Here is a 17,158-nt window from a genome sequence, read left to right as displayed (position 1 = left end):
CGCCAAAGCCTACCGGGAGCCCTCCATGGCCGTACCCCTGACACTCAAGGTCTTCAAGGGCGACACGCTGGTCGCCTCCAAGGACTACGAGCGCGACATCATCAAGATTGGTCGTCTTTCTTCCGCGCACCTGTGCCTTGAGGACGACAAGGTCAGCCGCATCCACTCCGTCATCGAAGTTGCCGCAGACGGCTCCATGTCCATCATCGACATGGGCAGCGTCGAGGGCACCTACGTCAACGGCAAGCGCGTCAACAAGGGGCAGGTCTCCTTCGGTGACGAGGTCCGCGTGGGTGGCACCACCATCCGCCTGGAGAACCCGGCCGCTGTCGCCGCGGTGAACCTGGCCGCCGCCGTCGCGCAGGCGGACGCGCCCACGGACAAGAACCCCACCGTCGCGCCGGTGGCCCCCGCCGCCGCCATCGCGCAGGCCGTGGCCGCGCCTGTCGCCGCGCCGGCTCCGGTGGCCGCGACGCCCGCGCCCGCCGCGACGCCGGCTCCCGCCGCCGCCGCGCTGGATGCGTCCGTCGCCCCCACGCAGAAGAACGCCGTGGCGCCCGCGCGGGCCCCCAAGGCCCCCGTGGCGGCGGACGACGACGCGCACGAGGAGCAGGAAGCCGCGCCGCGCGTGCGCACCGTGCGCAAGACGAAGTCCAACGGCCCGCAGGGCGTGTCGCTGCGCCTGCTCTGGGGTGACCAGCGCGTGGGCGAGTTCTTCGTGCCCCCCGGCGCGAAGAAGGGCATCACGGTGGGCAGCGCCAAGGGCGTGGACTTCGTGATGGGCGACGCCAAGCTGGGCGCCCCCTCCTTCGAGGTGCTGCGCACCGACGGTCAGTCCTTCACCCTGCGCTTCGCGCGCAAGATGAAGGGCGAGCTCACCCGCAAGGGCGAGACGCTGGACCTGGAAGCGGTGATGGAGTCCGGCAAGGCCTCCCAGGACGGCGACGCCTACGGCCTCACGCTGGAAGCGGACGACTTCGTCTGGGTGGACCTGGGCGGCCTCACTCTGGAGGCGCAGTTCCAGCCGGTGCCCAAGCGCGTCGTCGTGCCGATGGGCGAGAACATCGACTACACGGCGCTCAACATCTTCCTGGTGATGTTCTTCATCGGCACCGCGTTCGTCATCCACTCCATGAACCAGAGTGGGGAAGGGGACGAGTACGCGGATGAGCTCGCGGGCAACGACGCGCGCATCGCGAAGCTGATCATCAAGGCTCCGGAGACCCAGAAGAACAAGTTCCTGGAGAAGCTGAACCAGCAGAAGGAGAAGAAGTCGGGCGAGATGGCCCAGAAGCAGCGCGGCGACGAAGGTCAGATGGGCAAGAAGGACGCGCCCAAGACCAACAACCGCGCCGCGCCCAAGGGCGACCCGAACAAGAAGGACGAGGCGCGCGCCCTCACCGCGAAGATCTTCGGCGGTGGCAAGGGCGGCATCTCCACCATCTTCGGCAAGGCGGGCCTGGGCGGCGAGCTCAAGAGCGCCATGGGCAACATGTTCGGCGCCAAGGCGGGCGACGCGGGCGGCTTCGGCGGCATGGGTCTGCGCGGCAGCGGCGGTGGCGGCGGCGGCACCGGTGACAGCATCGGCATCGGCGGCATCGGCACCAAGGGCCGTGGCGGCGGCAGCGGCAGCTACGGCACCGGCGTGGGCACGCTCGGCGGCAAGCAGAGCGTGGACGTGGGCATCACCTCGTCGGATCCGGAAGTGATGGGCTCGCTGGACAAGGAGCTCATCCGCCAGGTCATCCAGCGCAACCGCGGGCAGATCCGCTACTGCTACGAGAGCCTGCTCAACCGCTTCCCCAAACTGGGCGGCAAGGTCTCCGTGAAGTTCGTCATCAGCGCCAATGGCTCGGTGGCCACGTCCAACGTCGCGCAGTCCACGGCGGGCAACTCGGACCTGGAGACCTGCGTGGCAGGCCGCGTGCGCACCTGGAAGTTCCCGGAGCCCAAGGGTGGAGGCTCCGTGATCGTCACCTACCCGTTCATCTTCAAGCAGGCCGGTGACTGACGTAGAATCAACACATCCGTTTCCCGCGCGGGCGGTCCTGTTTCCAGGGCTGCCCGCTTCTTCACTTCAACCTCCCGCCCCCGCGGGAGGACTGCCCCCCACCAGGCTGCCCTCCATGCAGAAAGTCCTTGCTCCTCTTGCCCTGAGCGCCGCGCTCCTCCTTCCCGCGATGGCGGGCGCCCAGGACACCCCCAGCGCCGGTTCCGCGATGCAGGACCGGCCCGCGGTGACCTTCAACGAGGTCGAGCGCGGTGTGTACTTCGGCGTGTACGGTGGTCCGTCGTGGATCACCAACCCGCCCGCGGACTCCGGCCCGCGGCCCTTCTCCTCGGGCCAGATGGCCCAGGTGGAGCTGGGCGTGGACCTGGGCGAGCGGCTGTCCCTGGGCGTCTTCTTCATGGGCTCCGCCAACCGCGCGGGCGCCGAATACGTGGGCTACTCGCAGGGCGCCGCGTCCGGTGACTTCACCATGCTGGTGCCCGGCGCCGTGCTGCGCGCCCGCCTGGTGGGCTTAGCCGACAGCCAGGAGGTCAAGCGCACCTGGATCTACGCCCGCGCTGGCGTGGGCTACGCGATGTTCTCTCCCAAGAAGCTCCTCCCTGATTCCGACATTCTTGTGTTTGCCGGGCCCGGAGTGGAGTACTACACGCGGCTGCGCCACTTCTCGGTGGGGCTGGAGGTCGTGGGGAACTACCTCGCCTCCAAGGGCGCCTTCGGGTTCGCGGTGGCGCCCAACATTCGCTACGCGTTCTAGCGGGAGATTCACGTGGCTCAGGAGAATGGAAGCGGTGGATCGCGTCCGGGTGGACGCGGTCCGAACGGGGGCGCGCCGGGCCAGGGGCCCCGTCGTGACGGACCGGGAGGCTTCGGCGGTCGTGGCGGTCCTGGCGGTGGCCGGGGTGAAGGGCGCGGCCGGGGTGAAGGCCGTGGCCGTGATCGCGACGCCGGCCCGGTGGGGCCCGGCCAGCGTGTCATCGCCGAGCTGAGCGTCCTGGAGAAGGCGCTCTCCAAGAACGACTTCACGGCGGAGAAGGGTCCGCTGGAGGCCATCGTCCGCTCGCTGCGGACCATGAACCTCAAGTCGCTGGAGGACCTGGACCTCAACACGCGTGGCCGCCTCATCACCACGCTCCTGCGCGTGCAGCGCCAGTCCAAGCCGGCCCTGCCGGAAGCGGGCGCGGAAGCCGCGGCGCCGGAAGCAGGCGCTTCCACCGAGGCCGCCCCCACGGAGGCTCCGGCCGCCGAGGGTGCTGCTCCGGCCGAGGGTGCTGCTCCGGCCGAGGGTGCCGCGCCGGCTGAAGGGAGCGCGCCCGCCGAGGCCGCCCCCGCGAAGCCGGCCGTGGACCCCGCGAAGGAGAAGTACGACGGCTGGGTGGACGTGATGTCGCTGGTGGGTCGTGTCTGGCGCGCCGCGGGCGACGCGGACCGTTCCCAGGCGGCCTTCGCGCTCAGCGGCCGTGAGCCGACGCCGGAGCCCGCGGCCCCTGCCCGGGAGGAGCGCGCCGAGCGTCCTCCGCGCGGCGACCGTCCGGAGCGCGGCGAGCGCCGGGACCGGGGTGAGCGCGGTGAGCGTCCTCCTCGCGGCGAGCGCCCGGAGCGCGGCGCGGCCGGTGAGCGGCGCGACCGTCCTCCCCGGGGCGAGCGCCCCGAGCGTGGCGAGCGTCCTCCGCGCGGTGAGCGCCCCGAGCGCGCGCCGATGCCGGAGCTGACGGGCGACTGGAAGGAGCAGGCGACCCAGCTGGAAGGCATGGGTCGCACGCGCGACGCGGCGCGTCTGCACGAGCGCAACAACAGCTTCGCGGATGCCACCCGGCTGTTCGAGGCGGGCGGTGACCTGAAGAGCGCGCTGCGCACGGCGCTGTCCGGCCAGGACAACGACGCGGTCCGTCGCCTCGTGGGCACGCTGCCCGCGGAGCAGATCGGCCCCACGCTGGAGAAGGCCGGTGCGTACGAGCTGCTCATGGAGCACTACGTCGCCAAGGCCGACTTCGAGAACGTCGCCCGCCTCTACGAGCGCGCGCGGCAGTTCGACCAGGCGGGCCTCGCGTACGAGCGCGCGAACAAGCTGACCCTGGCGCGCAAGGCGTACGAGCGCGCCCGGGACCTGGTCAGCGCCAACCGCATCCGCGGCCTGGAGGTGAAGGCCCTGGTGGAGCGCGGCGACCGTCTGGGCGCGGCGACCCTGCTGGTGGCCGTGGGCCAGCGGCGGGAAGCAGTGGAGGTGCTGAGCCCCCTGCCTCCTCCGAAGGCGTTCCACTTCATGCAGCGGCTCACCCTGGAGGACGAGGCCAAGGAGCTCGCGCAGCGCGAGCTGGCCCGCGCCGAACAGGAGCAGAAGCCCGCCGGCCGCGCCCGGTGGCTGGAGCTGCTGGGTGACATCACCGCCGCCGCGGAGACGTGGACGCAGGCGGGCCGCAAGGACAAGGCGCTGCCCCTCTACGAGAAGCTCGGTGGGGAACACCTGCCCCGCGCCGCGCAGCTCGCGGAGGAGCTGCAGCAGCGTGACAAGGCCATCGCCCTGTACACGCAGCTCAACGACAGCGCTGGCCTGGAGCGCGCGAAGGCCCTCCCCGAGGCCCCCGCGACGCCCCCCGCCGGCAGCCAGCCGGAAGCCGCTGACGACGCCGAATCCGCAGCGTCGCCGACGGAAAATGCTTCCTCGGCTGGCGAGCAAGAAAGCCAATAATTCCCGCCGGTTGACGGGTTTTGCATGATTGCCCGGGGGCGCCCGCGGCCGGTACACTCCGGCCGCTGGCGCCCTCGTTTCATTCCCCCTTTGGCCAACGAGCATCATGGAACAGCCTTCCGCCCCTGCGCGTCCCACGCTGCGTGTGACCGACGACCGCTCCTTCGTTGAAACCGAAGCGGCCCTGGAGAAGACGGGCCGTGTCGAGGAGCTGATCCGCCTGTACGAAGGGCGCTCGCGGGACGTTCCCACGGAGGAGGCGGCGCGCCTCCTGTGCCGTGCGGCGGAGCTGGCCCACGAGCGTCAGCGCAACGCGCCGCGCGCGGAGGACCTGCTCAAGCGCGCGCTGCTGGTCGCCAAGGACCCGATGCCCGCGCTGCGCGGTCTCAAGCGCCTGCATGAGATCCGCCAGGACTCGTCGTCGTTGGTGGACGTGCTGGAGCGGCTGGGCGCCGCGACGCAGGGCGAGGAGAGCGCGGGCCACTACCTGAAGGCCGCGGACCTCTACGAGCAGAAGCTCTTCCGCCGCGACCGCGCGGTGCTGTGCCTGCAGCGCGCGGCGCGGGTGAAGCCGGACCGCGCGACGTTCCGGCGCGTGCGTCAGCTGCTCCTGTCCGAAGAGCGTTTCCAGCCGGCGTTCGAGGCGCTGCAGCGCGAGCGCGCCGCGCTGGGCGACGCGGGCATGGCGGAGGAGTACGCCGCGCTCGCGGAGCGGCTGGTGGACGACCCCACCGAGCACACGCTGGCGCAGCAGGTGCTGGACGTGGCGCGGGAGCTGGATCCGCAGAACGCGCGCGCGGACAAGGCCATCCGCGCGATGCAGCGCTTCGAGCAGGTGTGGCGCGACAAGGTGCGGATGCTGCGCGGCATGTCGCTGGAGGAGCGCGACCGCAAGAGCGCCGCACGCCTGTCGCTGCTCGTGGCGAAGCTGTTCGCCTGGTACGACCCGGGCTCCGCCGCCAAGGTGAAGGAGGCGCTGGACCGCTGCTTCCTCCTGTGGCCGGGCATGCCGGAAGCGCTCACGCTCATCGAGCGGATGGCGGGGCGCGCGGGCGATTACGGACCGGCGCTCGCGCAGCTGGAGGCGATGGCGGGCGAGGCGCGCGACCGCACGGCGCAGGTGGACCTGTGGCTGCGCGTGGGCACGCTGAAGCTGGGCCGGATGAACGACGCGGCCGGAGCGCTGGCCGCCTTCGAGAAGGCCGTGGCGGCGGATGCGTCGCGCGCGGACGCCGCCAGCCTGGCGGCGGAGCTGATGCTGGGCCAGGAGCGCTACGCGGACGCGGTGGCCACGCTGGAGCGCTACCTGGGCACGGTGAAGGACCGCGCGCAGCAGGCCAGCCTGCGTCTGCGCCTGGCGGACCTGTGCATGCAGCAGCTGCAGGACGCGGACGCGGCGCGCGAGCACCTGGAGGCGGCGCTCAAGCTGGAGCCCACCAACGCGCTCGCGGCCTTCCAGTTGTCGCGCCTGCTGGCGGAGGACGAGAAGCTGGACGAGGTGCTGCCGCTCCTGGAGCTGGCCATGCTCGCCCCGCGTCCGCGCGGCGAGCGCGTGGCGTTCTGCGAAGCGCTGGCGCTGATGTTCGAGGAGCAGGAGAACGCGCGAGGCGCCTTCGAGGTGCTGGCGCGCGCGCTGGAGCTGGAGCCGGGGCGGCCGCTCCTGCTCAACACGGTGGTGGAGCACGCGGAGAAGGCCAACGCGCAGCCCGCGCTGGCGCACGCGCTCTTGCGCGCGGCGCAGGGCGCGACGCCTCCGGCCGTGGCGGTGGCGCTGTGGCGGCACCTGGCGCAGCTGCTCCAGGGCCCGCTGGCGGACCCCGTGCGGGCGGAGGCGGCATGGCGCGAGGTGCTCGCGCGCGCGCCGGGCGACACCGCGGCGAGCGAGGCGGTGAAGTCGCTGCAGGCGGCCGCGGCGCTGGCGGATGATCCGAAGACGCGGCTGGAGACGGACATCGCCCGGCGCGAGGCGGCGGGTGCCTCGCCCGTGGAGCTGGAGCCGCTCGTGCGTCAGTGGGTGCAGCTGGCGCCCGAGGACGCGCAGGCGGTGCAGCGGCTGCAGGCGCTGTGCGTGGCGCTGTCGAAGTTCGAGGAGGCGGCGGCGCTGGCAGGGAAGCTGGCGACGCTCTCCGAGTCGCAGCTGGAGCGCAACGAGTGGACCGCGCGGCAGGCGAAGCTGTACGCGGAGCGGCTGAACCGCCAGGAGGACGCGGCGGACCTGTTCCTCGCGCTCTTGGCGGAGAACGTGTCCACGGGCGTGGTGGTGGGTGGCCTGGAGCGCCTTGCTGCCGGAGGCGTGCGCACGGTCGCGCTGACCGAGGCCCTGGCGAACCACTACGGCCGCACGGGTGACCACCAGCGGCAGGTGGCGGCGCTCCAGCAGCAGCTGGAAGCCACGACGGACGCGCCCGCGCGCAAGCGGCTGCTGACGGTGCTGGCCGGCATCCACGAGAAGCAGCTCGCGGACAGCCGCGCCGCCTTCGATACGCGGCTGCGCATGGTGCGCGAGGAGCCGAAGGACGAGGCGGGGCGCTCGGAGACGGCGCGTCTGGCGCGCGACCTGTCCGCGCACGCGGAGCTGGGCCGCGTGCTGCGCACGCTCGCGACGGAGTCCGAGGACCCCATCCTCGCCGTGCAGCTGCTCTCCGAGGCGTCGGTGCTGGCGGAAGAGGGCGGGATGGCGGCGGAGGCCATCACGGCGCTGGAGGCCGCGGTGTCGCGCTCGCCCGAGTCGCCGCAGGTGCTCCAGCGCCTCGTGCGGCTGTACGGGCGCGCGGGCCGCTCCGCGGACGCGGAGACGCTGCTGCGCAAGCGCATCCACGCCACGCGCGGGCCGGAGCGGTTGGACCTGCTCCTGCGGCTCGTGGACCTGAACGTGGAGCTGGGCCGTCCGCAGCAGGCCGCCGAAGCGCTCCAGTCCGCCATCTCGCATGGTGGCGAGGAGGGCCGGCACCTGCCGCGCCTCGCGGAGCTCTACGAGAAGGCCGGCATGCAGCGCGAGCTGGGGGACACCCTGGCGCGGATGATCGGTCTGGCGGAGACGGCCGGTGACGCGGACCACGTGTCCCGGCTGAAGCTGCGCCGTGCGCAGCTGCTGCAGGGCTCGCAGGACGGCAGCGCGGAGGCGGTGCAGAGCTACGCGGACCTGCTGCGGCAGCGTCCGTCGGATCCAGACGCGCTCTCGGCGCTGGAGGCGATGCTGGCCTCGGGCCCGTCGCGCGAGGCGGCGGCGCGCGCGCTGATTCCGGCGTACGAGCGCACGAAGGAGCACCGCAAGCTGGTGGCGACGCTGGACGTGCTCGCGGAGGTGGCTCGCGACGACGCCGGGCGGGTGCAGGCGCTGCGTCACGCGGCCCAGGTGCACCTGGCGCACCTGCGGCAGCCAGAGCTGGCGTTCGCGTCGCTCGCGAGGGCGATGCGCCTGGCCCCGGCGGACGGGGGCCTGCGGGCCGCCGCGCGTCAGGCCGCGGAGGACGCGGACGCGCTCGACAGCTTCGCGGAGATCCTCTCCGAGCTGACGGAGGAGGGCGACGTGGGCCCCGCGCGCGCGGCGCTGCTGCGCGAGCTGGCGGAGGTGCAGGAGAAGAAGCTCGACGACCGGCCCGGCGCGGTGAAGGCGCTGCGCGCGCTGTTGGAGCTGGAGCCGGGCAACCTCGACAGCCTGCGGGCGTTGCAGCGGTTGCACCGCGCGGGCGAGGAGTGGGCGGCGCTGGCGGAGGTGCTGGAGAAGCTGGCGGCGGCCATCCAGGAGCCCGCGGATCAGCTCGTGTGCCTGCGCGAGGCCGCGCTGCTGCACGAGGCGAAGCTCACCGACAAGGAGAGCGCGGCGGCCGCGTGGCGCGCCATCGCGGAGCGCGACCCGGCGCAGCGCGAAGCCGCCACGGCGCTGGATCGCCTCTACACGGACCTCAACCGTCCCAAGGACCTGGCGTGGACGCTCACGCTGCGGCGCAACCAGGAGGGCCAGAGCCCGCAGGGGCGTGAGGTGTCCTTCCGCCTGGCGGAGCTGCTGCGCACGGTGCTGGACGACGCCAACGCGGCGCTGGGCCTCTACAAGCGCATCCTCACCGAGGACCCCGGCCACCCGGGCGCGAGGGCCGCGCTGGAGGCCTGGGTGAAGGCGGCCGTGCCCATGAGCGGCGCGGCGCTGGAGGTGCTGGACAAGGTGCTCGAGCAGGTGGGCGACCATGCCCGCCGCGTGGCGCTGCGCGAGACGCGGATGGAGTCCGCGCTCACGGTGGAGAAGATCATCCTCGCCGGAGAGGTCCGCCGCATCTACGAGCGCGACATGCAGCAGCCGTCGCTCGCGTTCATGTCGGCGGTGAAGGCGTTCGCCAACGACCTGGACCGCGAAGGCGTGCGTCCGGACCTGGAGCGGCTGGCCCGCGACACGGGCAGCCACGAGGTGCTGGCGGAGATCTACGAGAGCACCGCGGTGGAGCTCACCGCGGGAGACCCGGCGACGCTGGACCTGCTGCGCCGCGCGGCGGAGCTGCGCGAGAGCCTGGATCAGCCCGAGGAGGCGACGCGCCTCTGGAAGAACCTGCTGGCGGACGCGCCGCAGGACCGTCAGGCGCTGGAGGCGCTGTCCCGGCTCTACGAGAAGGGCCAGAACGCCAAGAGCCTGTCGGAGGTCTACGCCCGACAGGCGCAGCTCTCCACCGACCCGGAGGCGCGTCTGGGCCTGCTGCTCAAGGCCGGCGAGGCCTACGCGAGCGCGGGCGAGGACGCGAAGGCCATCGAGGTCCTGCGCTCCGCGCTGGCGATCCGCAAGGTGCCCGAGGGGCTGCTGGCGCTCGACAAGCTGTACGCGAAGACGCGCCACTTCGTGGAGCAGGCGGACGTGCTGGATCAGCTCGCGGAGCTCGCGCCGGACGAGCCCGGGCGCCGCGCGTACCTGCTGCGCCGCGCGCAGTTGCTGGAGAAGGAGGTCGGCCCCACGGAAGCGCTGCCGGTGTACCGCCGGCTGCTGGAGCTGTCGCCGGGCGACGGCCAGGTGGTGGCGGGCCTGGAGCGCCTGCTCGCGCACGACGGGCCCCGCCTGGAGGCGGCGCGGTTGCTGGAGCCCGTCTACCGCGGCCTCAACGACACGCGGAAGCTGGTGGACGTGCTGGAGGTGCTCCTGCCGGGCGTTCCGCCGGAGAATCGCCTGGAGCGGCTGCAGGAGATCGCCGTCCTGCGCGAGGGCCTGGGCCAGACGTCGCTGGCCTTCGTCGCGCGCCTGCGCGCGTTCAATGAGCTGCCCGCGGAAGCCGGCGTGCGCGACGAGCTGGAGCGGCTCGCGGCGGACTCGGGCTCCTTCGAGGAGGTGGCGGCGGCCTACGAGGATCAGCTGGAGCGCGACCCCGCGGAGCCCCTGGCGGGCGACCTGTGGCGGCGGCTGGCGGCCATCTACGACAACCGCCTGAAGCGCTACGACCTGGCGGTGCGCGCGCTGGAGCAGGTGAGCCGGCGCGACCCGATGAACAAGCCGGTGCTGGAGGCCATCGCCCGCGTGCACCGCCGCACGGGCGCGCACCGGGAGCTGGCGCTCGTCATGCGCCGGCAGGTGGCCGCGGAGCCGAGTGCGTCTTCGCAGATCAACCTGCTCTTCGAGCTGGCGCACCTGGCCGAGGAGACGCTTGCGGACAAGTCGCTGGCGGCGCAGGCGTACCGAGAGGTGCTGGAGCGCCGGCCGGAGAACGCCAACGCGCTGAAGCTGCTGGGCCGCGTGCTCGCGGACATGGAGCGCTGGGCGGAGCTCGCGCAGCACGTCGAGCGCGAAATCCAGATGGCGGACGCGCGCGACGCGCAGGAAGAGGCGTCCGACCTGCGCGTGCGCCTGGGCCGGCTCAAGGTGTCGCGCCTGGATGATCCGCGCGGCGCGCTGGAGCTGTACCAGGCGGTGCTCGCGCGGCGCGCGGGTCACCCGGGCGCGGTGGGCGCGCTGGAGGAGCTGGCGCGTTCGGAGAGCCCGCTGCGTGGTGCCGCGGCGAGCGCCCTGGAGCCCATCTTCGCTTCGGTGGGCAACCACCTGAAGCAGGTGGAGATGCTGGAGTCGCGCGCCTCCGCGGAGGCCGTGCCGCAGGAGCGGGCCGCGCTCCTGCGCCGCATCGCGGAGATCTACGCCAACGCGCTGGAGAACGCGGAGATGGGGTTCCTCTCCGCCACGCGCGCGCTGCGCGAGCTGCCGGAGGACCCGCGCTCGCTGGAGCTGTGCATCCAGCTGGTGGACAAGGCGGAGGCGCCCGAGGAGCTGTGCGCGGTGCTGACCGAGGTGGCCCCCAAGGCCAGCGACGCGGCCCGCGCGGAGCTGTACCGCGCGCTCGCCCGCATGCAGGTGGACCTGGGTGAGCCGGCGGAAGCGCTCCAGTCGTGGAAGCGCGTGCTGGAACTCAAGCCCACGGACAACGAGGCATTGGACGGTACCGCGCGGCTGGTGGCCTCGACGGGCCGTCCCTCGGAGCTGCTGGAGGTGCTGCGCCGTCAGCTCGCGCTGTCGGAGGAACCGGCGCGGCGCGCGGCGGTGCTCCACCAGATTGGCGCGTTGCAGGAGGAGCAGCTCAAGGATCCGCTGGGCGCGCTGGCCACGTTCCGGCGGCTCCTGGAGCTGCAGCCGGACGACGCTGTCGCGCTCGCGCGCATGGACAGCCTCTGCCAGAAGCAGGAGCGCTGGCCGGAGCTCGCGGACGTCCTCGCGCGGCGCATCGCGCTGATGCCGCCGGAGGAAGGCCTGGAGCTGAAGTTCCGCCTGGCGACGGTGCGCGAGTCCAAGCTGCTCGACAAGGCGGGCGCGCTGTCGCTGTTCGGCGAGGTGCTGTCCATGCAGCCCAATCACCCGGGCGCGGTGGGCCGCATGGAAGCCATCGTGGCGCGCGAGCCGCAGAACCTGCTCGCGGTGGAGACGCTGCTGCGCGCCTTCCGCGCGAGCGGCGACGTCGCGCGGCTGGCGCAGCTGATTGAGACGCGCGTGGGCGTGTCGCCGGATGCCATCGAGCGCAAGCAGTTGCTCGGCGAGCTGGCCACGCTGCGCGAGACGCAGGGCGAAGGCGAGCTGGCCTTCCTCGCGCTCTACCGCGGTTTCAAGGAAGACCCGAACGACAGCGAGGTCCGCCGCCGCCTGGAGAACGCCACCGACGTCGCGGGCAGCTACGACGAGCTGGTGGTGCTCTACGAGGAGGCCCTGCCGCGCATCGCCGAGGCCGCCGACGCGGCCCAGGTGTGCCTCAAGCTGGGCCAGGTGCTGGAGACGCGCCTGCGCGACCCGGACCGCGCGGTGTCCTACTTCGAGCGTGCGCGCACGCTGCACACGTCGGTGCAGCAGAGCTCGCTCGTCGCGTTGGACCGCCTCTACCTGCACCTGGAGGCGTGGCCGGAGCTGGCCGGCGTGCTGGAGGCGCTGGCCACCGGAGCGACCCAGCCCGCGGACAAGATCGGCTTCCTCTTCCGCCTGGGGCAGCTCTACCAGGAGCGGATGGACAGCCCGGACCGCGCCGCGGGGGCCTACGAGGCCATCCTCGCGTTGGATCCGTCGCACCTCGCCTCGGCACGGCTGCTGGAGGGCATCTACGAGGGCGCGGGCGCGTCCGAGAAGCTCTACGCCATCCTGAAGCTCCAGGCGGACAAGGTCACCGGCAGCGAGCGGGACCGCGTCCTGGGCAAGATGGCGCAGGTGTCGGCCGAGGGGCTGTCGGACCTGGGCCGCTCCATCGACCTGTACCGCGAGCTGCTGGCGAAGAACCCGCGCAACGAGCAGGTCTTCAACGCGCTGGAGTCGCTGTACGAGCGCGCGGACCGTCCGCAGGAGCTGCGCGAGATGCTCGAGGGCCGCCTGGCCATCACGCTGGATCCGCGTGAGGTGGTGCGCCTCAACGAGCGCCTGGGCCGCGTGGTGTACCGCCTGCTCAAGCAGCCGGATGCGGCGGTGCCGTACTTCAAGGCGGCGCTGGACCGCGACGCGCGCCACCGCGGCGTGCTGGACACGCTGCGGGAGCTGTACGACGAGACGGGCCAGCGCGAGGAGCTGGTGGGCGTGCTGCGCCGCCTCATCCCGCTGCAGGACAGCAGCGACGGCGTGAAGGCGCTCCGCCTGCGGATGGCGGAGGTGCTCGCGGGCATGGGCCGGCGGGAGGAGTCGCTGGACGCGGCCCGCCGCGCGCTGGAGGTGGAGCCGCACTCTGTCTCCGACCTGGAGCGCGTGTACGCGCTGTCCGTGTCGCTGCGCGCGTGGAACGACGCCGTGCGCGCCCTGGAGCTCAAGGTCCAGGTGCACCTGGCGGCCGAAGAGCGCGACCCGGCCATCGCCGCGTACTTCACGGTCGCGGACCTGTGGGAAGGGCAGGGCGGCAAGCCGGAGCTGTCCGCCGGCGCGCTGGAGAAGGTGCTGGAGCTCGACCCCGCCAACCGCACCGCCTACGAGCGCGTGTGCACGCTGTACCGCGCGAACAACGACTGGCGCGCCTACGCCACGGTGATGGACCGCTACATGCCCCACCTCGTCACGGACGAGGAGAAGATGGCGGCGCTGCGGGAGATCGCCCGGGTGCAGGAGGAGCGGCTGGGCCAGAAGGACGTGGCCTTCCTGGCGCTCTGCCGCGCGCTGCAGCTGGACGCGGCCGAGGACGCGCTGCGCGAAGAGGTGGAGCGCCTCGCGGACGAGACGGGCAGCCACGAGGAGCTGGCGGCGGTCTACGAGGAGGTCGCGGACGAGCTGCCGCGCGGCCCGCTCGCGGAGCGCATCTACGCCACGCTCGCGCGCATCCAGGACTCGCGGCTGGATGATCCGCAGGCCGCGGAGGCCGCGTTCCGGAAGATCCTGGAGTTCGACCCCACCAACGCCACCGCGCTGGACGGGCTGGCGGCGGTGTTCCAGCGGCGCGGCCGCGACCGCGAGTACGTCGTCGCGCTGGAGCAGAAGCTGGAGGCGGCGGGCTCCATCGAGGCGCGCAAGGGCATCCTCAAGGAGATCGCCCGCGTCTGGGACGAGACGCTGGACGACCCCACCGAGGCCGCCAGCGCCCTGTTGCGCGCGCTGGAGCTGGAGCCGGACCTGGAGACGCTCGGCGTCCTCACCAACCTCTACCGGCGCGGGAACGCGTTCCGCGACGTGGCCACCACGCTGCTCCGGGCCCGCGACCTCGCGGCGTCCAACGAGGAGCGTGCGCGCATCCAGGTGGAGGTGTCGACCGTCTACGAGCGCGACCTCAAGGACGACGAGTCCGCGGTCTCCGCGTTCCGCATGGCGCTGGAGTTCGACCCCTACAACCGCGAGGCGCTGGAGGCGCTGGAGCGGCTGCACACGCGGTTGGACCAGCCGGCGGACCTGCTCGCCATCTACGAGCGGATGCTGGAGCTGTCGCAGGACTACCGCGAGAAGGTCCGCGTCCTCTTCCGCAGCGCGACCATCTGGGAGGACACGTACCAGAACCCGGCCAACGCCGACGCGTGCGTGGAGGGCGTGCTCTCCATCGACCCGCAGAACGTGTCGGCCATCAAGTCGCTCATCCGGCTGCGCCGCGCGCAGTCCCGGTGGGAGGACCTCCTCCTCGCGTACGAGCGGCAGCTCGCGCTCGCCACCAGCCCGCAGGAGCAGGCGGAGCTGTACGTGGAGATGGGCAACGTCCTGTACCAGAACCTCAAGGCCGTGGACCGCGCGGTGAACAGCTACCACGCGGCGCTCGCCACGGACCCCGAGTCCCGTCAGGCGCTGCACGCCCTGGGCAACCTCTACGAGCGCAGCGGCAACTGGCCCTTCGCGCTGGAGATGCTCCAGAAGGAAGCGCAGGTCGTGGGCAGCGACCCGGCGGCGGTGGAGCTGTGGCACCGCCTGGGGAAGATCAACGAGGACATGCTCTCGGACATGTCGAGCGCGCGGAACGCGTACCAGCAGGCGCTCGCCATCGACCCGGGCCACCTGCCCACCATTCGCGCCCTCAAGGGCATCCAGGAGCAGGAGCAGGACTGGAGCGGCTACGAGCAGACGCTGCTGCAGGAGGCGCAGCAGACGGATGATCCGGCCGCCAAGGGCAAGGCCCTGCTGGACGTCGCGCGCTACCACGCGGAGACGCGCGAGGACCGCGACACGGCCACGCCCTACTGGGAGGAGACGCTCAAGCACGTCCCGGACAGCCTGGAGGCGGCGCGCCCGCTGGCGGACGTCTACATCGCGCGCGAGGACTGGTCGTCCGCGGAGCGGATGCTGGACATCGTCACGCGCAAGATGGCGGAGAAGGCCATGGCGGAGAAGGACCCCGCCATCGCGCAGGACCTCTGCCGCCAGCTCTACCGGCTGGGCTACGTGACGGAGAAGCTGGGCCGCCGCGACAAGGCCCTGTCCTCGTACGAGAAGGCCTACGGCCTGGACGCCACGTACCTGCCCGCGCTCGAGGGCTACGGCAACCTGCTGGTGCAGGCGAGGCGGTACGAGGACGCGCTCAAGGTCTTCCAGACCATCCTCATCCACCACCGCGAGGAGCTGACGGACCTGGAGGTCGTGGAGGTCTACTGGCAGCTGGGTGACGTGCACGCCGCGCTCGGCCAGACGGACCGCGCGCAGAACCACTTCGAGAAGGCGCTCGCCATCGACCCGCAGCACGAGCAGACGCTGCGCGCGCTGGTGACGCTGATGGACAAGGCGGGCAACTACGACAAGTCCGCGGAGCTGCGCCAGGAGCTCGTCAACAGCCTGGAGGGCGAGGCCAAGGTCAAGGTCTACCTGGAGCTGGGCCGCATCGCGCGCGACGAGCTGCACGACCCGTACATGGCCATCGACGCCTTCACCGGCGCCCTCAAGACGCAGCCGGACGCGCCGGAGGTGATGGACGCGCTCTACCGGCTGCTGCGCGAGACGCGCCAGGGCCAGAAGGCCGCGGACATCCTGGGCCGCATGCTGGCGCTGCCCGCGCTCGCCCTGGAGCCGCACAAGGCCAAGCGCGTGTGGTTCGCGCTCGGAGAGATCCGCCGCGACGAGCTGAAGGACGTGGAGGGCGCGACGCAGGCCTTCAACGCCGCGCTCGACCTGGACCACCGCTTCGTGGAGGCCTTCAGCGCGCTGGAGGCGATGCTCGGCGGCGCGCGCCAGTGGAAGGTGCTGGAGGAGAACTACACCCGCATGCTCGCGCGTCTGCCCAAGACGCCGGACACGCACCCCGCGCGCATGACGCTGTGGCGCGCGCTGGGCGACCTGTACCTCCAGGTGCTCAAGCATCCGGAAGGCGCGGTGGCCGCCTACGGCGTCGCGGCGAAGGGCCTGCCGGATGACGCCTCCATGCAGGAGACGTTCGCGGAGGTCGCGGGCCAGATGCCGGGTCGCGAGGAAGAGGCCATCGTGGCGCTGCGCCGCGCGCTGCCGAACACGGAGAACCCGCGCAAGGTGGTGGGCCACCTGGTGCGGCTGTCCGCGGTGCGCAAGGACTACGACGCCGCGTGGCTCGCCGCGCAGGCGGTGTCGGGCCTCTTGGGCGAGGCGGGCGAGGACGAGCAGGAGATCCTCACCAAGCTGGGGCCCTACGCGAAGAAGAAGGAACTGGCGCAGCGTCCGCTGACGGACCGGCTGTGGCAGACCGCGCTCTTCCACCCGAAGGTGCGCGGGCCGCTGTCGGAGCTGCTGGGCCTGCTCTTCGAGAAAGCCGGCCACCTGTACGCGGTGCCCTTCCCGCAGTACCAGCTGGTGCCCAAGCGCCACCGCATCGACGTGGCGACGGCGCAGGAGTACCACGTCAACCACTACCGCTACGTCGCGCGGCTCTTCGGCATGGAGGCGGTGGAGCTGTACTCGCCCTTCCTCGTGGCCACGCGCGAGCGGCTGGCGAAGCGCTCCAACGAACCGGCCCCCGAGCCGCTCGTGAACGTGGATCTGCTCCAGACGCATCCCGCGTGTGTGCGTGTGGGCGGCAAGTACTTCGCGGAGCAGGGACAGAAGGAGGTGTACTACCTCCTGGGTCGCACCCTGGCGCTGGCGCGTCCGGAGCTGGCGTTCAGCCAGCGTGTCGCGCCCGAGCGGTTGGAGGCCGTGGTGCAGGCGGCGCTCAGCCTGGTGGTGGGCAACGTGCGCTATACGGTGGATCCGCGGCTGGTGGACGTGGAGCGGCAGCTGCTCCAGAAGAGCCTGAGCGAGCCGGACCGGGCCGCCCTGGCGAAGGTGGCGAGGGCCTACCTGCCCACGGCGACGCCGCAGGACGTTCGCACGTGGCTGGAGGGCGCGGAGCTCACCGCGTCGCGCGCGGGCCTCTTCGCCGCGGGCGAGCTGGAGCCCGTACGCCGCATGGTGCAGGGCGAGACGGGGTCCGCCTTCCGCGTCGCCCCGCGCACCAAGCTGCGGGAGTTGCTGGTGTTCGCCACCTCCGAGGACCTGCACGAGCTGCGTGTGGCCGTTGGCACACACGTCGAGGTCCAGGTGAGAAAGTAGGGCCCTCAGACCTCAACGAGGGTTCACGCGTTGAAAGCAGGCAGGCGTTCAAGGCAGGTGTCCTTGATCTCCGCCTGCA

At 72.2% G+C, this 17,158-nt stretch carries 5 protein-coding genes; all 5 read left to right on the top strand.

Features of this window, described 5'->3' with window-relative positions; all coding sequences use genetic code 11:
* Positions 1-25 precede the first annotated feature (25 nt).
* The 5 genes from gltG (at position 26) to D7V80_RS14650 (ending at position 17,079) form a co-directional block, all read left to right on the top strand.
* Positions 26-2,011: an adventurous gliding motility protein GltG gene (gltG, locus tag D7V80_RS14665; RefSeq protein WP_120588765.1), complete on the top strand. Its 1,986-nt coding sequence runs from the start codon at positions 26-28 to the stop codon at positions 2,009-2,011.
* A gap of 115 nt (positions 2,012-2,126) precedes the next feature.
* On the top strand, positions 2,127-2,765 hold the full coding sequence (gene cglE / locus D7V80_RS14660) for an adventurous gliding motility protein CglE (protein ID WP_120588751.1): 639 nt from the start codon (positions 2,127-2,129) through the stop codon (positions 2,763-2,765).
* Positions 2,766-2,799: 34 nt separating this feature from the next.
* The gene (locus D7V80_RS42240) at positions 2,800-2,997 is read left to right on the top strand and encodes a hypothetical protein (RefSeq protein WP_199738633.1); all 198 of its coding nucleotides are present in this window, start codon (positions 2,800-2,802) and stop codon (positions 2,995-2,997) included.
* Positions 2,964-4,697 carry a DEAD/DEAH box helicase gene (locus tag D7V80_RS14655; protein WP_199738630.1) on the top strand — a complete coding sequence of 578 codons (1,734 nt, stop codon included), beginning with the start codon at positions 2,964-2,966 and terminating at the stop codon, positions 4,695-4,697. The genes D7V80_RS42240 and D7V80_RS14655 overlap by 34 nt, the downstream gene beginning before the upstream one ends.
* Positions 4,698-4,803: 106 nt before the next feature.
* Complete coding sequence (locus tag D7V80_RS14650; protein ID WP_120588749.1) at positions 4,804-17,079, top strand: tetratricopeptide repeat protein; 12,276 nt, start codon at positions 4,804-4,806, stop codon at positions 17,077-17,079.
* Positions 17,080-17,158: the final 79 nt, after the last annotated feature.

This window comes from Corallococcus sp. CA054B (assembly GCF_003611625.1).
Lineage (GTDB): Bacteria > Myxococcota > Myxococcia > Myxococcales > Myxococcaceae > Corallococcus > Corallococcus coralloides.
Note: the sequence above shows the minus strand (reverse complement) of the source record. Positions and strands in the feature narration are given on the sequence as shown.